Origin of the sequence: Roseibium porphyridii, assembly GCF_026191725.2 — a bacterium.
In the GTDB taxonomy this organism is placed as follows: Bacteria; Pseudomonadota; Alphaproteobacteria; order Rhizobiales; family Stappiaceae; genus Roseibium; species Roseibium porphyridii.
In genome coordinates, this window is record NZ_CP120863.1 from 1,462,156 (window position 1) to 1,483,092 (window position 20,937).

Genomic DNA, 20,937 nt, shown 5'->3' on the forward strand with positions numbered 1-20,937 from the left:
ATGCATCATGGAGAGCTGCCAATGAAACCCGAAGTCATTCATCCGGAAGGCTGGGCGAAAGCGCTCGGTTATGCGAACGGGATGCTGATGCCGGACGGAACGCTCCATATCGGCGGACAGATTGGCTGGGACAAGGACAAGCGCTTTGCTCCCGGTGGATTTTTGCCCCAGATGGAGCAGGCGCTCACCAACATCGCTGACATCGTCAAGGCAGCAGGCGGCGAGATCTCCGACATTGGACGCCTGACATGGTTCATCAAGGACAAGACTGAATATCTGGCAAAACAAAGAGAGGTTGGCGAGGTTTACCGTCGTGTGTTCGGCAAGCACTTTCCGGCCATGTCGATGCTCGTCGTCAAAGACCTCATTGAAGACGAGGCTGTCATAGAAATCGAGGCGACTGCTTTTGTCAGGCGATGACCGAGGTTCGGTCCGCTGTTCGTTTTAATGAACGCAAGGCGCAGGACTGTCGAAGAAACACTTGGGCAACTTCACAAAGCCAAACTCCATGTGGCTGGTGCCAAAGCTTGATATTCGAGCGCTCACCTGACGCATCCTTTAGGCTTCGTGATTTTACAAAATCGAACCGCCAAGATTGAATGAGAGCTTCGCTCGACCGGTTCTATGGACAACTGCCTCAAAGGGACTAGATCTTCCTCTCGACCGGTCAAACAGGATTTGTTGGACAATCGATGCGTCGGATCTTCATCTGGATTTCAGGCTTTCTGCTTTTTAATCTTGGTCTAGCCCTCTTTGTTGTTTTTTCGGGTGTGCAAACAACTTCCGCACATTGGAGCAGCGCGAGCAGGGCGCCGCTTGGCGTTGCGCCTGATCCGCTGTCGGAACGGCAAGCCATCATTCAGGTTTATTCCGCCAGGGCTTTCAGCTGGCGCGGTTATTTCGGCGTTCATAGCTGGATCTCCATCAAGGATCGGGACGCGGCGCACTTCACCACCTATGAGGTGACGGGTTGGAGAGTGCGTTATGGCGGGAAAGCCGTATCCTCCTCGAGCCGTGCCCCGGACAGTCGCTGGTTCGGATCAGCGCCGCGCCTGATCGCGGAACTTCATGGTGGAGAGGCCGAAGCTGCGATACCTCGGCTTCTGAAAACAATACGCGGCTACCAATTTGATGACCGCTATACCGTCTGGCCCGGTCCAAACTCAAACACGTTCATTGCTCATTTGGGCAGAGTGGTTCCGGAGTTGAGACTGGATTTGCCTCCGACGGCTGTCGGCAAGGATTTCCTGCAGAGCGGACTTTGGGACAAAGCTCCAAGCGGCACAGGATATCAACTGTCCGTCCTGGGCCTTTTTGGGCTTTTGGTCGCTTGGGAGGAGGGGATTGAGTTAAATCTCTTTGGCCTGACTTACGGAATAGACGTCAAGGATTTCTCCTTGAAGCTTCCCATGGTCGGACGGGTCGAGTTTCCCTCGACGAGCACTTGATCTTTTGAAGCTGTCACGCAAACGGTGACAAAGAGGATACGTGGGACAGAACGGTCCTGGTGCGAGTATCGGCCAATACCGGACTTCCGCTTTCACTGCTGCGAATGAGAAAGTGGACCAAAGTGGCTTCGGTGCCTAACAAAGATGGCTATTCATCCAGTCGAGGCCCTCTTCTGTGGCACTCACCGGTTTGTATTCAGCACCGATTGGTTTCTTCCAGCCGAGGTCAGCAATCTTGGAAAATACGGTCGGATAGTGCAGCTCGCCGTGATCTGGTGCTCGGCGATCGGGAACCGATGCAATCTGAATATGACCGACAATAGGCAAGAGGTCCTGCAGCCGGAAAAGTACGTCGCCTTCGTTGCGTGCGACATGATAGCAGTCGAACATGAGTTTCAGGTTCGGGGCGGCGAGCTTGGTGATGATGTCCCTTGCCTGCGTGGTGTTCTTCAAGAAGTATCCCGGTGCGTCATGCCGGTTTAACGGTTCGATCAGGATGGTTCGGCTGGTTCGTGTCACCGCATAGTCAAGGTTCTTCAAAAAGGTGGCTTGCGCTTTGGGTCCGCTCGCTTTCCCGGCCATTACGTGGATCGCAGCGGTATCAGTGCGGTTCGCATAATCGATTGCTTCGTCAATTGCTGCCCGAGCTTCATCTTCCCTTTCAGGAAGCGCAGCAAGACCGTTTTCTCCTTTCGAGACATCACCGCGCCTTGTATTCAGGCCGAGCATCTTGAACCCTGTTTCCTCAAGTGCCGCCTTTACATCGAGCACTGGTGTCTCATAAGGCCAATGGCATTCAACGGCATCGAAACCGTTCGCCCTGGCTGCCCGGATTGCCGCTGGCAGGGAGCGGTCGGCCCACAAGAAGCCGAGATTTGCCGAGAAGCTAGTCACTCATCCCACTCCACATCGAACTTGGAAACGACTGCATGAATTTGTTCCTTGTTGAGGGGGATTGGCTGTTCTCCACGCAGTAGTAGTGTCAGCCTCGCGGTTGCTTCAAGCTCCTCTATTGCATTGCATGCAGCTTCCACGTCTTTTGCCGCAACGACTGGACCGTGATTGGCCAACATGACTGCGCTGCGTTTGCCTGCCAGTCCCCGGACAGCCTCGCCCATCGCGGGATCACCCGGTACGAAAACCGGCAGCAGCTTTACCCTGCCGAGTTGCATGATGGCGTATGGCGTCAGCGGTGGCAGAAAGTTTTCCGGATCAACATCGGGCAACATGGAAAGGGCAACGGAGTGACAGGAATGCAGGTGCACTACGGCGCCTGCAGTCGAGCGCGTGTCGTAGAACGCCGTGTGTAGTGGCATTTCCTTGGTTGGACGATCACCTTCAATGTGCTTTCCCTTGTCATTGAATTTGCTCAGTCGAGCCGGATCGAGACGACCGAAACTTGTTCCGGTCGGGGACACCAGGAGACCACCATCCTCGGTCCGTGCGGAAATATTGCCGGTGGACCCGTGGGTCAGGCCGAGCTCGAAAAGAGAGCGGGCGAGAAGGCACATCTGTTCCCTTAAGGCTGCCTCACTCATCCTTTGAGCATCCGGTCCGCTTTTTCAAAAAAGTCCTCAGCGCCGAAATTGCCGGACTTCAGCGCGACCACCAGGTCAGGCCCCGCCCTTAGCGCCGGGATGCCAGGATCGATTTCAGGGCCGATTTCCAGTGTTTCCAATCCGAGGCCTTCCACAATTGCACCTGAAGTCTCTCCGCCCGCTGTGATGATCCGCGTTGCACCGCCTGCACGCGCGACCTTTGCAACGTCGGAAAAAAAGGTTTCCAACGCAGCTGCCGAACGTTCTCGACCGTAGGTGGCCTGGATATCGGCAACAATGTCGGGATCTGCCGAACTGAAAGCCATCGGAATGCCTTCACTGCCAAGCAGCCAGTCAGCCGTCTCTTCGGCGGTCAAGTGTCCTTCGATTACCTCTGCCGCGTTGACCTCCCGCGATGGATGTTGCGCGATATGTGCCTTCACTTGCCGGCGTGTGGCCAGTGAACAGGAACCGGAAAGAACAATGGATTTTCCTGGCTGAGGAGTCCACGGAACCAGCGAGGGCGTGTAGCCGAAGTTTGCTGGCAGCCCAAGTGCGACCCCGGAGCCTCCGGTGACAAGTCGCAAGTCCTTTGCCGTTTTGCCTATTTCAACGAGGTCCTCGTCCCGGATGGCATCGATCACGATCAACCGCTTGCCTGAATGGTGCTCACTTTCAATACATTGGCGTATGGCATCAGTGCCGCTTTGTACGTGCTGTGCGGCAACATGGCCGACAGCAAAACGCGATTGCCGTGTCAGCCAACGCCGGATGTCAGGATCTGTCATTGGTGTCAGGGGATGCGTCTGCATCCCAGATTCGCTCAAGAGCGTATCCTTGACGAACAGATGACCTTGGTAGACGGAACGTCCGGTTCCCGGAAACGCAGGACAGACAATCACTTTTTGTGCGTCGAGTGCTTCAGCAAGTGCATCCGCCACAGGACCGATATTGCCTTCCGGTGTCGAATCGAAGGTTGAGCAATATTTGAAGAAAAACTGCTCGCAGCCCTGCGACTTCAGCCAATCCAGAGCTTCAAGGGATTGCGCGACGGCATCGCCAGGATCGATCGATCGGCTTTTGAGCGCAACGACACCTGCGTCAACGGTCTCTGCAGCATCGGTCCGAGGTGTGCCTGAATACTGCGTCACCCGCATGCCCTGTTTCGCGAGCGTGTTGGCCAGATCGCTTGAGCCGGTGAAGTCGTCCCCTATGCATCCCAGCCGCATCAGCCTTCCCCCGGCAACTGCAAACCGGCACTACGGGCATAGACTTTGGTTATGGCTGCGTCGTCTTCATGCCCCAGACCCATCTCAACTGCCTTGTTGTATTGACGTAGAGCTGCTTCCGTAATCGGCGCTTCAAGCCCTGAGCCCTTTGCTGCCTCCAGTACAATGCCAAGATCCTTGGGCCAGATGACGGTTTGGCTGTGTGGTGTGTAGTCGCCCGCAACCACGTGCGGAGCCCGATTTTCAAGCATCCAGCTTGTGCCGGCGCATCTGCTGATGACGTTGATGAATTTCTGCGGATCAATGCCTTGTGTCATGCCGAAGGTCAGGGCTTCGGCCATGGCTGCAATGTGCACACCTGCCAGGAGCTGGTTGACTGCTTTCATCGCTGATCCGGAGCCGGCTGTGTCTCCGAGTTTGAACACGGTTTCAGCTGTTGCCTCCAGCACCGGTTGGGCGGCGGCAAACGCTTCGTGTGTGCCGGCTGCCATTATGGAGAGCTTGCCTTCACCTGCCTTGACCGATCCGCCGGATACCGGCGCATCAAGATAATGAACACCGTGATCCTGGCAGCGTGTTTCCATGCTCCTTGCAAAATCGGGAGGCACTGTCGCGCAGGCGACAACCACGGCACCAGGCTTCAATTTCGGAACAATTCCCGTTTCACCAAACAGAATGGTCTCGGTTTGATCAGCATTCAGAACCACGGCGACGACCGCATCTAGTGACGCAGCGACAGCATCGACAGTCTCGGCTGCGCCACCTTCATTGCGTAAACTGTCCATGCGTTCAGTAACAATGTCGGAGCCGAAGACCTGATATCCCTGGCGAACACATGATCGGGCCATGCCAAAGCCCATGGACCCGAGGCCGACGACGGCGACTTTCACCGGCCGGGTCATGAGGGCCTCCCAGTCTTTTCACGCACCACTTGGGCGGCATCCCTGCGGCTGCTGCGGACCCGGTAAACCTTGTCGGAGGACGTGATAAACATTGTCATGCCGTCTCGTCCGCCGAAACAGATATTGGATGTCTGCGCGGGCAGAACGATCTTGCCAATCAGAGCACCTTCGGGAGAAAGGCAATGAATGCCATCAAGAGCTGAAGTCCAGACGAAACCTTGATGATCAACGCGAAACCCGTCAGGAATGCCAGGCGCAACCACGGCAAATACACGACTGTTGCTCAAGCTTGGCCCGTCGACGTCGAAGACCCTGATGTGATGAGGCAAATTGTAGTCGATCCCAGGAAAGCTCGCGCCACGAATAGCGCCAGAATCGGCGACATAGAGTTTTGTCTCATCGGGTGAAAAGGCCAAGCCGTTCGGTTTGTCGAAATCGGTTGCGACCACATGGATCGTTCCGTCGGTCGAAACGCAATATACGTGGCAACCGCCAAGCTCACTTTCGGCCGGGTATCCTTCGACATCCGAGTTTATGCCGTAGGGTGGGTCGGTGAACCAAACGGAGCCGTCCGAGCGAACGACGACATCATTTGGCGAATTCAGCCGGTTGCCTTCAAAACTATCGGCGATTGTCTCCACAGAGTTCAGATCGTAAGGGTCCTGCCGCCTGACAACCCGTCGCCCGCCATGTTCGCAGGACACCATGTTGCCTGCCAAGTCCAGCGTATTACCGTTCGCAAATTCGCTGTTTGCAAGTGCGATCGAGAGGCCATTTTCTTCCGTCCATCGCAACATGCGTTTGCCCGGAATATCGTTGAAAAAGAGACCGTCAGAAAGCCAGACGGGTCCTTCCGTCCAGGTGCAGCCCTCTGCGATCATTTCGGGTTCACTTGATGTGTCGACAAAACTTTCGAAACGCGCGTCGACCGTGACATAGCCGGGCTTCATGATCGTGCACCTTTTCTCATTGTCTGGAACAAAAGCATGGCAAGGATGATCACTCCGAAGACGATGCTCCGCCAGGCGTCTCCGATCTGCATCACGGAGAGTATCGATGTCAGCAACGTTATGAACAACGCGCCGCCGATTGTGCCGAAAAGTCCGCCGCGCCCGCCGAGAATAGATGTTCCGCCAATTACGACTGCAGCAATCGTCGGCAGAAGAAACGGATCTCCCATCGACTGGTATGCCTGGTTCGCATAGCCGGCGAGCAGGACACCGCCCAATGCGGAACACATGCCAGCAAGCGCGAAGGCGGCGAAGACAACGCTTGGCGTTGAGACACCGGACAGGAAGGTCGCCTTTTCGTTGTAGCCGATTGAACGCAGGTATCGGCCAAACGGCGTTCTGGTCAGGAAGACAACGATTGCGAGGCTGACAGCCATCCAGGTGAGGAAGCTGACGGGCAGGCCGAGTACGTCGCCTGATGCCAAGGAAACCATGAGTTGACTGGCTTCGCCTTTCGGATTGAAGCCGCCGGTATTGAGCACCGCAAGACCAAGCAAAATGGAATTGACAGCCAGCGTCCAGACCATCGAAGGAATGCGCAAGATGGCAACGCCAATGCCATTGATGACACCAATCAGCGCTCCGAAGGCAAGCGCGGCCGGTACTGCCAGTGCGGTCAGGACGGGATTGCCGGACCCAACCAGGGCCGTGGACAGAATTGCCGCGCCGGTCAGGACCCATGGTACTGAAAGATCGATATGCCCGAGCAAGATGACGATCGTCGCACCAGTTGCGAGCAGACCGAGAAATGCAGCGATCTGAAGCTGCTGACTCAAATAGTCGAAGGTCAATATTTGCGGAAAGTACAAGCTTCCCGCCAAGATGAGCACCACGGTCCCGAAATAGGGCATCATGCTGTCAGGGGTGATTGTGCGGCTCATCGGCCAAAGACCTCCAACCTGTTGCGTGTACGAAGGACATCTGCGCCGCCAATCGCGATAGCAGCTGCCAAAATGAGCCCTTCAAACAGGGGTTGCGCCAACGATGGAATGCCGGAAAAGAACATCAGCGAAGCGATTGTTTTCAATATGAAGGCGCCTGCCAACGCCCCAATGAGAGACCCGACCCCACCTCGCAAAAGCACCCCGCCCAACACGACGGCAGCAATGGAATTCAATGTGAAGTTTGCGGCAATTCCAGCATCACCGGTTGTCGTGACAAAGCTGTAGTAAAGCCCGGCGGCTCCACCGAAGAGACCGGCAAGCGTGAAAGCGGCGATGCGAATGAGGCGTGTGTTGATGCCGGATTGAAACGCTGCTTGCTCAGATGACCCGAGCGCATAGAGCCCAAGCCCGAGCCCGGTTCTGCGAAAGGGTAACCAGAACGCAAAGACCAGCAGTCCGGAAATGATCAACGCGGTCGGAATGCCGGCGATGTCGAGTGTCAGAGCATCGGCCAGATCATAGTTGACTGCGCCGCCGGGGGTTGGTCTGAGCATGAGGGCACCGCCGACAAATATAGATGCCGTTGCCAGCGTGACGACAATCGGCTGTATGCGGCCGAAGACGATGATGAGACCATTCAGGAGGCCACATAGGGCACCGGCTGCGAGTACGGCAACGACACCAAAACCAATGGCTCCCGCCGATCCGTCTAGCAGGTGCGAGGCCAACGTGTTGGTGAGCGCTATCACCGCCCCAACCGACAGGTCGATCCCTCGCACAACAACGGCAAAAAACTGGGCAATCGCCGCGAAACCAAGGATCAGGCACTGGTTCGCCCAGATCGTCATTACATAGGTGGAAGCCCCACGAGGATGCGTTCCCAGGTAGAGCGACAGAAGCACCAGCAGGACGACTGCGGCTATGACTTCACGCCGGTTGGCTCGAATGTAGTCAAGCATGAGCCACCTTGCGTTTTTCGGAAACGTTCAGCGAAGCCGCGATGATGTTTTGTGCGGTCATGTCCTCCCCGCTCATGGAGCTGACCAGCTGGCCGGCGTAGAAAATGTGGGTCTCGTCGCAAAGCTGGATGAGTTCTTCATAGTCCGTGCTGAGAAGAAGGATTGCGGTGCCCTGATCGGCGAGGCGGCGCAACATGCCGTAAATCTGTGTCTTGGTTTTCACGTCAATGCCGCGTGTCGGATCTGCGAGCAGGAGGCACCGCGGTTTGAGCGCCAACCATTTCGCCAGCACAACCTTCTGCTGATTGCCGCCGGAAAGCGACGAAACCGGCAGTTCCAGGCCGCCATGTTTGAGTTCAAGACGTTCAAGCGTATCCTCGTAAAGCCCCGGGTTTGAGGCGTCCAGGTCCTTCAATCCGATTGCAGCCAGTTGCAGATTTTCCAAAATACTCTGTTCCTGAATCAAACCCTCGGTTTTCCGGTCTTCAGGAATGAATGCCAACGCAATGTCCGGCTGCTTCGCGGCCTTGGGACTTGTAACGGAAACGGGTTTTCCTGCCACTGTGACCTTGCCTTCGGCAGTCCTTAGCAGGCCGAAGAGCCCCATCAGGAACGCTCCTTGCCCCTGGCCATCAAGACCGCCCAGCCCGACGATTTCTCCTTCGTGAACCGTCAGGCTGATATCCATAACGCGTCCGTCCCATGAAAAATTCTCAACCTTCAGCACTTCCTGTGCATCTGCGCGTGCCGGGGGTTTGGGTGGAAACAGTTCCTCAATCCTCTGTCCGACCATCATGTTGATGATTTCGTTATAGGAATGATCTCCATTGTCGAATGTCTCGACGCGTTTCCCGTTTCGAAACACGGAAATCCTATCGGCCAGGGCTTCAATCTCGTGAAATCTATGGGAGATGAAAAGGACACTTGTCCCCTGGTCTCGCTCTGCGCGGATCAAGTCGAAGACCTTCGTCACAACCGATGCATTCAGTGCCGAAGTCGCTTCATCCAGGATAAGCAATCTTGGTTTGCGCATGAGCGCCTTGGCAATTTCCACCTGCTGTCGAGATGGCAGCGTCAGATCGGACACGCGGGCGGACATCTTAATATGACCGCCATCAATCCGGTCCAAAACGTCTCGGGCCTTGACCAGCGCTTCTGAACGGAGCCATCCAAGGCCGCTTCCCGGCGCACCAAGAAGCAAATTTTCCCGCACGGTCAGATCAGGAACGAGAGACAGTTCCTGGAACATGCATACGAGCCCGTGGTTCTGGGCAACGCGCGGTGTCGTCAGCCGGACGTCCCGGCCATCCAGAATGATGCGGCCTTCGGTTGGCTGCAGCACACCGGAGATGAGCTTCATAAGTGTCGATTTGCCTGCACCATTTTCACCGAGAATTGCATGTATCTCGGACGGCTTGCAGGCGAAATCGACGTTGTTCAATGCCTTCGTCGCACCAAAGTGCATCGAAATGTCCTGCATCCGCAGCAGGGGCTTGTCGGGGTCTGTCATTGAAAATTTCCAAGTTGTCCGGCGGCACGCGATGGTGCCGCCGGACCATTTGTGAATTATGTATTGCTTGGATTTTGTCCGGAAATTTCTTCTGGGCTGAAGGGCGGGAAACATTCCGCATAGCCGGTGCCGGTATTGAAGCTTTTCGGCAGATCAGGGAAATAGTTCACGCCAGCCTCCAATTCGTCAGCTTTGACCTGAGGAATCGGCAGGTAGATTGTCTGCGGCAGTTCGTTGCCTTCCAGGAGAGCGACCGCGGCTTCAAGAGCAATTGCCGACATCGCAGGTGCCTGGCTTGCCGACACACCGGGAATATCCAGCTCGTCCATCAACATGCGAACGCCGTTTTCACCGTCGACACCCATGGGGACAATCGGATGTCCGGCGGATTGCAGCGCGTTGATGGTTCCAGCAGACCCATGCTGAGAGACGACAGCATCGAATTGACCGTGTGTCGCGAGCGCATCGGCAGCCACTTTTTGGCTCGTGCCGGTGTCCCAATTGCCGACAACCTCGACGATTTCCAATCCGTCGACCTTTTCCAGAACACTCATCATGCCGAGGCGGCGATCCCGGTCGGTCGCGTTGCCAGGCAGACCATTCACCATCAGGATTTTCTCAGCTTTGCCGCCAAGAATGTCCATAACCGTCTGTGCTTTCAGTGCGCCCAGTTCCTTCTGGCTTTCGTTGACCTGCACCACCTTGTCCGTGTCGAGCACGTTATCGAACGGAACGAGGATCGTGCCGGCACGTTCAGCGCGCCGGATTACCGGTTCGAAAGCGGTCGGATTGACTGCGATGAAGGTAATGGCGTCGTATCCGGCAGCAATAAAATTGTCGATCGCTGCAATCTGGGCAGCACTGTCGTTTCCGACAGACACGATGGAGAACGTGTCGATTTTACCCGCATTCTCCGGACGATCAGCCCAGGCCTTTGCGGACTGGATTGCCTGAATGCGCCAGTCATTGCCTGCAAAGCCGTTCACGAAGGCCAACTTGTAGGGGCCTTCCTTTGCATCATAGGAAATCGTGGATGTTTCCGGAGCTGGGACAAAACACTCAGGTCGATAAGTGTCTGCGAGTGCTGTTCCAACACCGGCGAGCAAAAATGTCGCGCTCAAAAGTAGGTTCTTCATCTTTTCCTCCCAAATGACCAACAGGTCGGATTGAACTTCTGCAATCCCAATGTGTTTACGTAAACACACATTGATATAGGTATTGTGTTTATGTAAACATTCGTCAAGAAAAAAATGAAAGTCGTTGAATTATAGAGACTTCGATGGCCACAAGGCGCAGCAGCAAATCCAGAAAAGACCAGCCGACGATGCACGATGTCGCGCGTGTGGCAGGTGTCAGTCAGATGACCGTCTCCAGGGTTATGCGCGGCGCAGGATACATCTCGAGAAATGTTCGCGAGCAGGTAAACAACGCTGCGCGGGAAATCGGTTACGTCCACAATCGGCTGGCGGGCGGTATCGCGGCCTATGACAATCCGCTTGTTGGCGTTGTGGTGCCGACACTGCAAAACCGTGTCTTTACGGAAGTTCTTTCCGGAATAAGCGATACGCTGAGCACAGCGGGATTGAGACCGGTTTTCGGCGTGTCGGAATACACGCAGGAAGCTGAAGAGGAGCTCGTCTTCGATCTTTTGTCATGGCGTCCACGTGGCCTGATCCTGGCCGGTCTTGAGCACAGTGAGGCGGTTAGGCGCATTGTTGAGCAAACCGGTGTCAGGGTTGCCGAGATCATGGATATCGACGGTGAGCCGATGTCTGCTTGCTTTGGAGTTTCGCACACTGAAGCTGGACGGGATATGGCATCTCATCTGCTTGAACGCGGTTACAGATCGTTCGGCTATGTCGCCAGTCAAGCCGGACATGACCTGCGGGCGACGAAACGTTTTGAAGCTTTTGCAACTTGTATTCGGGAAGGCGGCGGGCAATTGATTGCGCAACGCACTTCCACGGAAGCTTCTTCAATGGTGGTCGGCAGACATCTGACGCAGGATATTCTGACACAACCCGATCGCCCGGACGCAATTTACTATGCCAATGATGACCTTGCAGCAGGCGGTCTGATGCACTGCATGTCTGAAGGTCTCGACGTGCCAGGCGAGGTCGCTATCGCAGGCTTCAATGGTCTTGGGTTCCTGTCTGCGTTGCCCCTGAAGATCACGACTACACAAACGCCGAGATATGAAATTGGTGTTGCAGCTGCAACCTGGATATCTGCGCCGCCGGAGGCCCAAACGGAGAAGCTGACAGACAAGCTGGAGACTAAGTTGCATATCGGCGAAACCACCTGAATGATGGTAATCCCGTCGCGACCCGAGTGCTCGAACTCTGTTTGAGCGGTTGCCGAGATGTCACGTCAAAGGATCAACCTGAGTTTTACGCTCGCTGCCGGCCCGTCATTGGTCAGTTCCTGTTGAGGAATTCAGTTCCGGATCTGCTTTACAGGCCTCACGCCATCCTGGAAAACGATGTTCCGTCTTCTGAAGGTTGCGCCTTCAACGCAGACCGGTTTGCTGATCCGGTCCATGCGGAAGTGTCGGAAGTCATTTCGTGCCGGGTCCCAGGCGACCAGATACCACAATGGTGGCAGTATCAACATTGCCTGCGGTTCGACATATCGGCGGCTTGTTTCACCTTTTGCGTCGCGATAGCTGAAACGCAGATGCAAACGCTGAAGAAATGCTGTTTCAAATGCAGGAAGCAGGGCTGGGTCCATTGATCCCATAGTGGACAGGTCGACCTGAGGTGCGAGTTCTCCCACATACAGGCAATCCAGGAAACGTCTTAAGTCTCGAACCTTGTCTGAGGGTAGAGCTTTCTCGATTTTTGCAAGCCCCGCATCCGCGAGCTTTGAAAAAGGCAGATATCCGGCTGCCCGCATCGAGGCAACGCTGATCAGCAGCGCAAAGACCTCGATGACCGAGAGGCGCGGCGCCGTTTGAACCGATTGCGGATCAAGCTGCAACCCGCCACCTCGGCCCGGCTCGGCATGAATGACGAAGCCCTGGTCGCGTAGCGCACTGATGTCACGCAGAACCGTCCGCCTGGAAGCGCCAACCTCTGCGGCGAGTGCAGATATCGTCGATGTGCCGCAGCGTCGAAGGCTGCGCACGATGGCGTCTTGTCTGAGGCGAATATTCATTTGGCAAGACAAGCCCTTAAAGGTGCCAGAATTTGGCACTGTTTGACCTTAAGCACCACTTACGGGCGTCAGCAAGGACTTTTCGCACTTGTGACACCCGCCTCGACACACCTGATCCAGAACACGGCGTCACCCCGGGTTGCACCTGTTCTCATCTCATTTCCAGAAGGGCAGATAAATGTTTGATCCGGCCGACTTTCCCAAACCAACAATGATTTCGGTCAACGGCATTGAATTGGAGGTCTTTGAGTGCGGACAGAACAATGTGGGAAGGCCGATTGTGCTGTGCCACGGCTGGCCGGAACATGCCTTTTCCTGGCGGTTTCAGATGCCTGCATTGGCCGCTGCGGGCTACCATGTCATTGTTCCCAACCAGCGCGGCTATGGCAATTCCTCGCGGCCAAAAGATGTGACCGCCTATGATATCGAACAACTGACGGGCGACCTCGTCGCGCTTCTAGATCATTTCGCATATGAGACGGCAGTTTTTGTCGGTCATGACTGGGGTGCAAATGTTGTCTGGAGCACGGCTATGCTGCACCCCGATCGCGTTGAAAAAGTCGTTGCGCTCAGCTTGCCATATCAGCAACGTGGAGAAATCCCATGGATAGACTTCATCGAAGGCTTTCTGGGAAGTGATCACTATATGGTGCATTTCAATCGTCGCCCCGGCGTAGCGGATGCGATCCTGGACGAAAACCGTCATCAATTCCTGACGAATTTGTTTCGAAAGAACGAGCCGAATATGGCTCCAGAGCCGGGGATGATGATGATCAACCTGGCCAGGGCAAAAGACCCTGTCGGGGAACCGCTCATGAGCGATCTTGAACTGTCCGTATTTGATTCTGCCTTTGAAGCTTCAGGGTTTACGAACAGTATCAATTGGTACCGCAACCTTGATCGCAATTGGCATCTGCTGGAGAAGGTCAATCCCGTCATCCAGCACCCCGCTCTCATGATTTATGGGGATCGAGATCTCGTGCCGAAGTCTCCCAATTTGAGCGACTTCGTGCCAAAGGTCGACGTTGTCTGCCTGGATGCAGGTCATTGGTTGCAGCAGGAAATGCCGGTTGAAACAACCGGAGTGATCCTGAACTGGCTCAGACAGACGTCAGAAGTCTGAAAATTCAACAGCGCGTCCAGAAATGGCGAATTGGTCGCTGATTTGCCTGGGGCTCAATCGCTTGGGTTTCGCTCTTGAGCCCTTCACCGCATCGAATCCGACAAAACCACAACCCCAAGTCTGCGTGCGACAAAGTTGCATTATTGACAAATTTACAAAGAGACAATTTGACAAAAAGACTCTTAGAGTCTAAATGTGCAGCACGAGCAAGCTATGTGTGGTTGCAAACGCAATAACCTGCACTCGCCACTCGTTCGGAGAAATACTTTCTCCCAATAAGTAATTAACTACTCGCATCTCTGGTTGGAAATCGGCCGGGGCTTTTCGTGTTGAAATCTAAATAGTTGTTTAGAAACAATATGTTGCAAAAATGCTACTTGGGTTTCGAATGTTCATTCGTAGTGATTTCTAGGCTTGCTATTGAGAGGGGAAATCAGTTTTTATCATGCGAGCAGGCAATCGATCTAAGTTTAGAATCGAATGATTCGTGTAAACTTAAGTAAAAATTAGAAATTGGCTTAATTTCTGCGGTTCGTTTGGTTGCTACGCAGTTTAGAAATTGGAGAACACTATGAAACTCTTTAAGGGCATGATGCTCGGCGCTGCTGCAGTTGCTACTGCTGCCACCGCTCAGGCTGCCGATCTTCCGGTTGCTCCGGAGCCGGTCGACTACGTTCGTATCTGTGACGCATATGGCGCACGCTTCTACTACATCCCGGGCACAGAAACCTGCCTGCGTGTTGGTGGCCGTGTTCGTACCCAGTTCATCGTGAACAACGTTCTCGATGATGGTGCATGGGGCACGCGCGATTCTGACGGTTACTCCTGGCGTACACAGGGTTACCTGTACCTCGACGCTCGTACCGCAACTGAGTTCGGTACTCTGCGTGCCTATGTTGAGCTGTCTCAGCGCGTAGACAACGATACTGAAACCTTCGACTTCGGTTCTACCTACATTCAGTGGGGCGGACTGACAGCTGGTTACCTCGCTTCGAACTTCGACATCTTCACCGGTCAGTCCTTCATTGGTGTTGTTGATCGTGACTGGTCCGATGAGACCATCAACCAGATCGCTTACACTGCAGCTTTCGGCAACGGATTCTCCGCTACGATCGCTCTTGAAGATCAGGCTGGCCGTCAGGTTGGCGATTATGGCGGCACCCGCATGCCGGACGTCGTTGCTGCTCTCGCAGTTTCCCAGGGCTGGGGTTCTGCACAGCTTTCCGGTGCTCTGCACCAGGTCTACCCGAGCACAGCTGCTGCTCACCAGACTGGCGGAACCAACAACGGTGCTGACGATGAGCTCGGTTGGGCAATCGGCGGTGGCGTCGTGTTCAACCTGCCGATGATCAACTCCGGTTCGAACATCTACTTCCAGGGTTTCTATGCTGACGGCGCTCTGTCCTACATCGGTGCAGGCAGCACTGAAGGTGGCGTGACCGTGTCTGACTTCGGTGCGACCGGCGGTACTTCCGAAGGTTACTCCCTGTCAGCTGGTGCATACGTCCAGGCAACTTCCACTATCGGTCTTGCACTCGACGGTTCTTACATGGACGTCGACCAGGCTAACGGCTTCACCGACTTCTCCCGTTGGGCGATCGATGGTTCCGTACAGTGGGAGCCGGTCTCTGGCTTCATCCTGGGTGCTGATGTTGGTTATGCCAATGTTGATCCGGACGCAGGTTCCGATGTTGACGAACTCCTCTTCGGTGTTCGCCTGCAGCGGACGTTCTGATTTGACGCGAGCTCACTGACAGCGGTCTTTGACCTCTATGACCTCTAGTCAGTCCTCGGCCCGGCAGGTTCCACCCTGCCGGGCCGCCCCCATAGAACGGCCTTGTCACTTTGTGCTGAGAATTTGGGGAAAAGAATCTGCCGATATTACAATTTGGGCAAACTAAGCATCGACGCTGTTTTCGAGCAATTTTTTCAACGGCGAATAGGTATGGTGCAACTGCTCAAGGTCGACCACGTTTTTCTTCATTTGGTCGAATGAAAACCTGATAAAATTACAGAGTTCCGCGAAGCTGACCTGACCCAGTCGGGTCTTGTGCTCAAATGGGCTCAGCGTTTCCATGATTACATTGTTGTAAAGCTGGATAATTTTATTCTTCTTCTCGTTCTCAAAACTCTCAACCACCTGCAAAATCTCTTCGCGGTGGGGCACCTGCAGCATGATTTCGCAGGGTTTCAGAACAAGATATTTGAAAGCAACGTCCAGACGCTCTCCGACACTTTCCAGATCCGAGCATTCTGCAACAATTGAAGACGCCGAGACGCGTGCGCGATGCTCCAGTGCGCCGTAAATCAGATCTTCCTTGCCATCATAAGCATTGTAGAGAGATTGGCGGGCCACCCCGGCGGCGTTTGCGATTTCACTCATCGTTGTCTTCTTGACACCGTAGTGCGCAAACAGCTGCAAGGCGGTTTCTACAATTTTTATATCTCGTTCAATCATTTTTTCTTGATAAGGTTTATGACTTATCGTGTCAATTTGTCGCGAACTTTTACTATGCCACTCCATATAGTTTATGCTGGAAGTGTTAAAATTTTTAATTGAAACGGGACTTTTATTGTTGAATCACAAGTACTTTTTCAATTATCCCTGTTGCGGTGCAATAGCGTAAAATCGTGTGCGTTTTGTTGATACACTTTAAATTCAGAGTGGTCATGCTGTTGCCGCAAATTCGTGAAGCAGCATTCCAACGCTTTATCGTGAGTGGTGATTCTCGATGGAGCGCCGCTATTGCACGCTTCGTGCCCTTGTACTTTGAGCGTTTTCCTGAAGCCAACTCAGGGCTGCGTTTTCATGCAAAGGGTGCTTTTCGATGCGGCCCGAAAATCCTGCGCTGCATAGGCGGCCGGCCGCCCTCAAACAGTTGAGGCCGACCGTTTCCTGTTCTCGATCAGAAAAGAAAGTCGTCGGTCGCTCCCGGGGAAAAGTCGTCGTCTCCCGTCAACGCGAAATCAAGAACCGCGTCTTCGCGATAAGTTACCTTGATCTCCTCATAGTTGAATGTAACAGTTTCTGTCGGAATGGTATCCTCCGATGAGCCCTTCTCTCCGGAAGCGAATTCGAAATTGTCGAATGAAGAAGAAGCGTCATCTTCATTTTCTCCTCCGATGTCTGAAGCAAAATTAAAATTATCGTCGAATTCAGGCTTTGTTTTATCCTTGAACTGTCTGATAGAAACTTGAGAATATCTTGGCATTTGTAAAATCCTTCTAAAGTATCAAATCTTCCCTAGGGTTTAATATTCAGATATTTGTTTTTTTATTTCTGTGACTACAGTCACGGAAACGCGTTTTGGGACTGAACCGTGCATGGTCAGCCTGATCCATTTCCGATTGAGCGCTAGAACAAATAGGGAGTGCAACTCCCCTGCATGCTGGCGCGGATTGACCCACATTGGCGAGAATTGTCCGGCATTTGGCAGAAATGGTCCTGTAAAACCGAACTTCATGCATTCATGTTTATCTCAACAGTCATTGACCAGTGAGTTGAGATGAAACGCCTTTTTCCAAAAGACAGCAGGTTTGAAGAGTTCAATGCAGTTCAACGACATTCTGGACTGCGTCGCACTTTGCCCTGGACAAGGTCTGCGGAGGCTCAATCATGACGACCGTGAGCAATGGAACGGTCATGACCGTTGTCGCTTCGGCACTCTCGCGCGCGTTGACGATTTCTGAAGTTCAGGATGCCGCGGGTATCTCATGCAACATATTGATGAACCCAATTGCCCGTCCTCCGGAAGATGTCACGCCAAGAATAATGTTGCTGCTTGGCGAGCGCTTTCCAAATGAACCGATTACCCTCGATATTGCGCGGGCCGCTCCATTCTCGTTTTTTGGAGGATTGGCAGAGGGGGCCCGGTTTGCTGATGATCTTCGCACGGCCATAAAACTTCTGACAAAGAACTGCTCTGTCATTTCGGATCAATTGGAGCTGGCATTCCAAGAAAATTCTTCGGAAGCAAAAATAGTATCCAGTCATCCCATGAACCACATCGACAATGGCCGTTCAGCAGAAATAGGCTCTGCGTCGATTGCACGCCTTTTTTCAGAGTTTCTTGGACTATCTGACTGCTTCAAGCGCATAACTTTTTCGCACGAACCCAATTGCGATGTGCAGCATTATGTCGACTACTTCGGTGTCCCAGTTGACTTCAATGCCAGCGAAATAAGCCTCATCTTGAAGCCGGAGAAGCTCGATGAGCCGATCAAGCAGGCAAATGTTGAACTTTTCAACTACGTGCAGACCCACCTCTCGGGCGTGAAGAAGCAAATTGAAGCTGCGAAAGAGCCAAAGGAACTCAAAGCGCTCAGAAACGCTGCTGCGGAAAACGCCCGGGCTGGCTTGTTCAGTGCCGTCAGCGTTGCCGCCGCCGCCAACATGAGTGTACGGACAGCGCAAAGGATCGCGGCAGAAAACGGCACGACAGTCCAAGGCTTGATCGACAAGATCCGTGAACACAGAGCGATGGAGCTCTTGCGCGATAACCGCAATGACATCGGTTCAATTGCGTTTCTGCTCGGGTATTCAGATGAACGAGCCTTTCGAAGAGCATTTCAAAGATGGACCGGACAGACGCCTTCCGATTTTCGCAAGCAGCTCAACAAGGCGATTGAGTAAGCCGAAATAGGTTGGAGGATCAGACCTCACGGTCTGATCTGAACAGCGGCAGTTACCAACAATCGAGCGAAGCCTAACCGATGCGCTGCACCGGGTGAGCCATTGCGTCCTGTTTTCAGTTCGAGACGCGGGAGAGGGAGAAGCACATTGAAGGCGCTTTTACAGTTTGCGGCCGTCTTGCTCGGTCTTTTGGCGGGTGGCTCACTCCTGATTGCTACCGGTCTTGTGCCGTACTGGCGAAGTCTGGATCCGGCGGAGTTCGCGCAAGTATTTAGCGCAAACCTGCTTCCCGTGGGCGGCACCATGGCTGTTCTTACCGTTCTGGGGACAGGCTCCGTGATGACTGTTGCCGCGATTTCAATCTGGAAGAAGCAACCGACCAGATTCTGGTTGGCTGCAGCTGCCGCGGCCACCCTCCTGATGGTCGCCACCTTGCCGGCTTATTTCGGCACGGCCAACCCGCTGCTGGCAGGCGGAACACTGGGGGCGGACGCGAGCACTGCTGAGTTAGCAACCTGGCAACAAATGCATTGGTTCCGGACCGTCATGGGAATTCTCGGTTTCTACTGCGCGGTGCGCGCCGGATACGTCTCTGAAAAACCAACTGGATTCATCACGCCAAGTGGTCTGTGACCACATCAACCCTGGAGGAACCTCAAATGAAAAGGTCAATTCTAACCATCGCATGTTTTTCCTGCTTGGCGCTTGTGCCGCCAACCGCAGCTGCCGACAATGATTGGAAAGAGCTTTCCGGTCTGGCCTTTCAATCCATCGACAAGGATGGCGATGGCAAGGTGACACCCAGCGAGTATTCGAGCTTTGGCGACGATGTTTTTTCCTCCATGGACTATGACAGTTCCAAGGCTCTGACGCTCGACGAATTCTACAACTGGGGCTTTGGCATGCATAACGCGGCCGAAGACGCTGGCCAAAGCGAAGCCTTCAAAACAGCTATGCGTGTGGTCTTTGCGCTTTGGGATCGGAATGCGGACAGTCAGGTAACCGCAGCTGAGTATGACGAGTCCCTCGAATTTGATTTCCTGCGCGCCGATCTGGATCAAGACAAGACGCTGAGCGAGCCGGAGTATCTTTCAGGGTTCTCTGTTGTCGTGGCAGCCAAAGCTGCCATTCACCCTCAGGCCACGAACAACTAAACCCGGAAAGGAGGCAAGGTCATGCTGCGTCTGCAAGGCATTAATGCCATCATCGCTCTGGTTGGAGTTTTCGCTGTGTTGCATCTCTCCTTCGCGCCCGAGCAGCACTCCCTTCGAACCACCTTGTCGACACTTCTGGGAGGCATCGGTTTTCTGCTGATGACCTGTTCGGTGGTGCTGGCGACGCGGCTGGAAGTCTTCGAGGAAATGTTCGGTGGACTGGATAGAATGTATCAGGTTCATCGTGTGGCAGGCACATTCACCGCAGTTTTTGCCCTTGTGCACTTCTTCAGTATTCCCAAGGAGCTTCCGGCAGGAGTTGACCCGATCCTCAGCTCAACATTCCCGTCAGCGCAGATCGGCATGGCGTCGATGGTTCTGCTGGTGATCGGGCTCTTTGTCGCTCTCAATCGCAAGATCAGTTATTCCCGCTGGCGGAATCCACACAAGGTCATGGCTTTGGTCTATATCCTGGTAATCGGCCACTTCATGAACGCACCCGGGATCTTCTACGAGCGATTTAGTGCTTCGGGCATCGTTCTGATTTTGGCAGCCTTGATTGGCACGATCGCGCTCATCTACACCATGTTCGGCATGAACAAGCGCACCGCCATGCGTTTCACAATAGAAACCGTAAACTCTTTGGAACGCGCCACTGAAGTCGTTCTGAAGCCTGTTGGCGACATGTTGAAGTTTAAACCGGGCCAGTTTGCGTTTGTGGAGATACAGGGCAAAGGTTGGTCGGAGCCTCATCCATTCACAATCTCAAGTGCGCCGAACGAACGTCGTCTGCGTTTCACCATGAAAGTGCTTGGCGACTGGACGCGTAAAGTTCGCGAAGAACTGCAGCCGGGACGGGAAGTCATCGTTCGGGGTCCTTATGGACGCTTCGATGCCTCAAAGACTGAGTGCAAGAAGCAGGTCTGGATCGCCGGAGGTATAGGGCTCACACCGTTCCTTTCAAAGCTGCGGGCAATGAGTGCCGATGACGATCGGGAAATCAATTTCGCTTATGCAGCTCGCAACAGGGAAGAAGCGATATTTCTCGAGGAGCTCGAAGCCGTCGCAGCAGACCGAAGCAACCTTACGCTTTATCCTCTGTTTTCCGATGAAGGTGACTTTGCGCGTGTCGATGCAGCGAAGGAACGGCTGCCGGACGAACTCACGGAGTATGAGTATTTTATCTGCGGGCCGAAACCAATGGTCGATGGATTGATGAAAGACCTCAAAAAAGAAGGCGTGAAGCGCAAGGCCATCCACGTCGAGGCTTTTGAATTCAGATGACAATAGAGCGGTCATTGAAAAGTTCTCGGCCAATGGCTGCATTGGTTTAATCTCATTAGCTTGTCTTGATCGCAAGGATGATCAGCTTTCGGGCTTTGGCATTGAAG

Annotated in this window: 21 protein-coding genes; 9 read left to right on the plus strand and 12 right to left on the minus strand. The window is 53.9% G+C overall.

The features are described from left to right. Positions 1–21 precede the first annotated feature (21 nt). Together K1718_RS06870 and K1718_RS06875 are read left to right on the plus strand one after the other, a co-directional pair. On the plus strand, positions 22–420 hold the full coding sequence (locus K1718_RS06870) for a RidA family protein (RefSeq protein WP_265683278.1): 399 nt from the start codon (positions 22–24) through the stop codon (positions 418–420). 272 nt (positions 421–692) lie between these two features. Then, positions 693–1,448 (plus strand): DUF3750 domain-containing protein, encoded by a 756-nt coding sequence (locus tag K1718_RS06875; RefSeq protein ID WP_265683281.1) that lies wholly within the window; start codon positions 693–695, stop codon positions 1,446–1,448. A gap of 135 nt (positions 1,449–1,583) precedes the next feature. Here the strand turns inward: K1718_RS06875 and K1718_RS06880 are convergent, their stop codons facing one another. Genes K1718_RS06880 through K1718_RS06920 form a run of 9 tightly spaced genes read right to left on the minus strand, consistent with a single transcriptional unit; the run spans position 1,584 to position 10,616 of the window. Next, positions 1,584–2,342, minus strand: coding sequence for a hydroxypyruvate isomerase family protein (locus K1718_RS06880; RefSeq protein WP_265683283.1), 759 nt, complete (start codon positions 2,340–2,342; stop codon positions 1,584–1,586). Then, on the minus strand, positions 2,339–2,986 hold the full coding sequence (gene otnC / locus K1718_RS06885) for a 3-oxo-tetronate 4-phosphate decarboxylase (protein WP_265683285.1): 648 nt from the start codon (positions 2,984–2,986) through the stop codon (positions 2,339–2,341). Before otnC ends, K1718_RS06880 begins: the two co-directional genes overlap by 4 nt. Further along, positions 2,983–4,215, minus strand: a complete 1,233-nt coding sequence (gene otnK / locus K1718_RS06890) for a 3-oxo-tetronate kinase (RefSeq protein WP_265683287.1) — start codon at positions 4,213–4,215, stop codon at positions 2,983–2,985. Before otnK ends, otnC begins: the two co-directional genes overlap by 4 nt. Beyond that, on the minus strand, positions 4,215–5,105 hold the full coding sequence (gene ltnD / locus K1718_RS06895; RefSeq protein ID WP_418068130.1) for an L-threonate dehydrogenase: 891 nt from the start codon (positions 5,103–5,105) through the stop codon (positions 4,215–4,217). Before ltnD ends, otnK begins: the two co-directional genes overlap by 1 nt. Positions 5,106–5,113: 8 nt before the next feature. Continuing rightward, positions 5,114–6,067: an SMP-30/gluconolactonase/LRE family protein gene (locus tag K1718_RS06900; RefSeq protein WP_265683290.1), complete on the minus strand. Its 954-nt coding sequence runs from the start codon at positions 6,065–6,067 to the stop codon at positions 5,114–5,116. Continuing rightward, positions 6,064–7,008: an ABC transporter permease gene (locus K1718_RS06905; protein ID WP_247649356.1), complete on the minus strand. Its 945-nt coding sequence runs from the start codon at positions 7,006–7,008 to the stop codon at positions 6,064–6,066. Before K1718_RS06905 ends, K1718_RS06900 begins: the two co-directional genes overlap by 4 nt. Next, a complete protein-coding gene (locus K1718_RS06910; protein WP_247649357.1) occupies positions 7,005–7,970 on the minus strand; it encodes an ABC transporter permease in 966 nt (321 codons plus the stop codon). The genes K1718_RS06905 and K1718_RS06910 overlap by 4 nt, the downstream gene beginning before the upstream one ends. Continuing rightward, the gene (locus K1718_RS06915; RefSeq protein ID WP_265683293.1) at positions 7,963–9,480 is read right to left on the minus strand and encodes a sugar ABC transporter ATP-binding protein; all 1,518 of its coding nucleotides are present in this window, start codon (positions 9,478–9,480) and stop codon (positions 7,963–7,965) included. Before K1718_RS06915 ends, K1718_RS06910 begins: the two co-directional genes overlap by 8 nt. Positions 9,481–9,536: 56 nt before the next feature. Then, entirely contained in the window at positions 9,537–10,616 is a 1,080-nt protein-coding gene (locus K1718_RS06920) for a sugar ABC transporter substrate-binding protein (RefSeq protein WP_152500234.1), read from the minus strand. Positions 10,617–10,759: 143 nt separating this feature from the next. On the opposite strand from K1718_RS06920, the gene K1718_RS06925 reads away from it, so the two are divergent. Continuing rightward, positions 10,760–11,785 (plus strand): LacI family DNA-binding transcriptional regulator, encoded by a 1,026-nt coding sequence (locus K1718_RS06925; RefSeq protein ID WP_265683295.1) that lies wholly within the window; start codon positions 10,760–10,762, stop codon positions 11,783–11,785. Between the two features lie 131 nt (positions 11,786–11,916). Here K1718_RS06925 and K1718_RS06930 read toward each other — a convergent pair whose 3' ends face one another. Beyond that, positions 11,917–12,636 carry a helix-turn-helix transcriptional regulator gene (locus K1718_RS06930; protein WP_265683296.1) on the minus strand — a complete coding sequence of 240 codons (720 nt, stop codon included), beginning with the start codon at positions 12,634–12,636 and terminating at the stop codon, positions 11,917–11,919. Between the two features lie 178 nt (positions 12,637–12,814). Here K1718_RS06930 and K1718_RS06935 point away from each other — a divergent pair, with 178 nt between their 5' ends. Both K1718_RS06935 and K1718_RS06940 read left to right on the plus strand, forming a co-directional pair. Beyond that, entirely contained in the window at positions 12,815–13,759 is a 945-nt protein-coding gene (locus tag K1718_RS06935; protein ID WP_265683298.1) for an alpha/beta fold hydrolase, read from the plus strand. Between the two features lie 571 nt (positions 13,760–14,330). Next, positions 14,331–15,494, plus strand: coding sequence for a porin (locus tag K1718_RS06940; RefSeq protein ID WP_152500238.1), 1,164 nt, complete (start codon positions 14,331–14,333; stop codon positions 15,492–15,494). 162 nt (positions 15,495–15,656) lie between these two features. Here K1718_RS06940 and K1718_RS06945 read toward each other — a convergent pair whose 3' ends face one another. Further along, entirely contained in the window at positions 15,657–16,283 is a 627-nt protein-coding gene (locus K1718_RS06945) for a TetR/AcrR family transcriptional regulator (protein ID WP_265683299.1), read from the minus strand. A gap of 382 nt (positions 16,284–16,665) precedes the next feature. Continuing rightward, positions 16,666–16,971, minus strand: a complete 306-nt coding sequence (locus K1718_RS06950) for a hypothetical protein (protein ID WP_265683300.1) — start codon at positions 16,969–16,971, stop codon at positions 16,666–16,668. 404 nt (positions 16,972–17,375) lie between these two features. Here K1718_RS06950 and K1718_RS06955 point away from each other — a divergent pair, with 404 nt between their 5' ends. From K1718_RS06955 to K1718_RS06970, 4 genes are all read left to right on the plus strand, one after another. Next, positions 17,376–18,392, plus strand: a complete 1,017-nt coding sequence (locus K1718_RS06955; protein WP_265683301.1) for an AraC family transcriptional regulator — start codon at positions 17,376–17,378, stop codon at positions 18,390–18,392. Between the two features lie 147 nt (positions 18,393–18,539). Further along, positions 18,540–19,025, plus strand: coding sequence for a DUF1772 domain-containing protein (locus K1718_RS06960; RefSeq protein ID WP_265683302.1), 486 nt, complete (start codon positions 18,540–18,542; stop codon positions 19,023–19,025). A 26-nt stretch (positions 19,026–19,051) separates the two neighbouring features. Next, complete coding sequence (locus K1718_RS06965; RefSeq protein ID WP_265683303.1) at positions 19,052–19,546, plus strand: EF-hand domain-containing protein; 495 nt, start codon at positions 19,052–19,054, stop codon at positions 19,544–19,546. 21 nt (positions 19,547–19,567) lie between these two features. After that, complete coding sequence (locus K1718_RS06970; protein WP_265683305.1) at positions 19,568–20,830, plus strand: ferredoxin reductase family protein; 1,263 nt, start codon at positions 19,568–19,570, stop codon at positions 20,828–20,830. Positions 20,831–20,937: the final 107 nt, after the last annotated feature.

Coding starts and splice junctions, on each gene's coding strand:
- K1718_RS06935 (WP_265683298.1), top strand. CDS start 12,815: ATGTTTGATCCGGCCGACTTTCCCAAACCAACAATGATTTCGGTCAAC.
- K1718_RS06925 (WP_265683295.1), top strand. CDS start 10,760: ATGGCCACAAGGCGCAGCAGCAAATCCAGAAAAGACCAGCCGACGATG.
- K1718_RS06915 (WP_265683293.1), bottom strand. CDS start 9,480: ATGACAGACCCCGACAAGCCCCTGCTGCGGATGCAGGACATTTCGATG.
- K1718_RS06875 (WP_265683281.1), top strand. CDS start 693: ATGCGTCGGATCTTCATCTGGATTTCAGGCTTTCTGCTTTTTAATCTT.
- otnK (WP_265683287.1), bottom strand. CDS start 4,215: ATGCGGCTGGGATGCATAGGGGACGACTTCACCGGCTCAAGCGATCTG.
- K1718_RS06900 (WP_265683290.1), bottom strand. CDS start 6,067: ATGAAGCCCGGCTATGTCACGGTCGACGCGCGTTTCGAAAGTTTTGTC.
- K1718_RS06965 (WP_265683303.1), top strand. CDS start 19,052: ATGAAAAGGTCAATTCTAACCATCGCATGTTTTTCCTGCTTGGCGCTT.
- K1718_RS06950 (WP_265683300.1), bottom strand. CDS start 16,971: ATGCCAAGATATTCTCAAGTTTCTATCAGACAGTTCAAGGATAAAACA.
- K1718_RS06905 (WP_247649356.1), bottom strand. CDS start 7,008: ATGAGCCGCACAATCACCCCTGACAGCATGATGCCCTATTTCGGGACC.
- K1718_RS06910 (WP_247649357.1), bottom strand. CDS start 7,970: ATGCTTGACTACATTCGAGCCAACCGGCGTGAAGTCATAGCCGCAGTC.
- K1718_RS06920 (WP_152500234.1), bottom strand. CDS start 10,616: ATGAAGAACCTACTTTTGAGCGCGACATTTTTGCTCGCCGGTGTTGGA.
- K1718_RS06870 (WP_265683278.1), top strand. CDS start 22: ATGAAACCCGAAGTCATTCATCCGGAAGGCTGGGCGAAAGCGCTCGGT.
- K1718_RS06970 (WP_265683305.1), top strand. CDS start 19,568: ATGCTGCGTCTGCAAGGCATTAATGCCATCATCGCTCTGGTTGGAGTT.
- K1718_RS06945 (WP_265683299.1), bottom strand. CDS start 16,283: ATGGAGTGGCATAGTAAAAGTTCGCGACAAATTGACACGATAAGTCAT.
- otnC (WP_265683285.1), bottom strand. CDS start 2,986: ATGAGTGAGGCAGCCTTAAGGGAACAGATGTGCCTTCTCGCCCGCTCT.
- K1718_RS06940 (WP_152500238.1), top strand. CDS start 14,331: ATGAAACTCTTTAAGGGCATGATGCTCGGCGCTGCTGCAGTTGCTACT.
- K1718_RS06955 (WP_265683301.1), top strand. CDS start 17,376: ATGACGACCGTGAGCAATGGAACGGTCATGACCGTTGTCGCTTCGGCA.
- K1718_RS06930 (WP_265683296.1), bottom strand. CDS start 12,636: ATGAATATTCGCCTCAGACAAGACGCCATCGTGCGCAGCCTTCGACGC.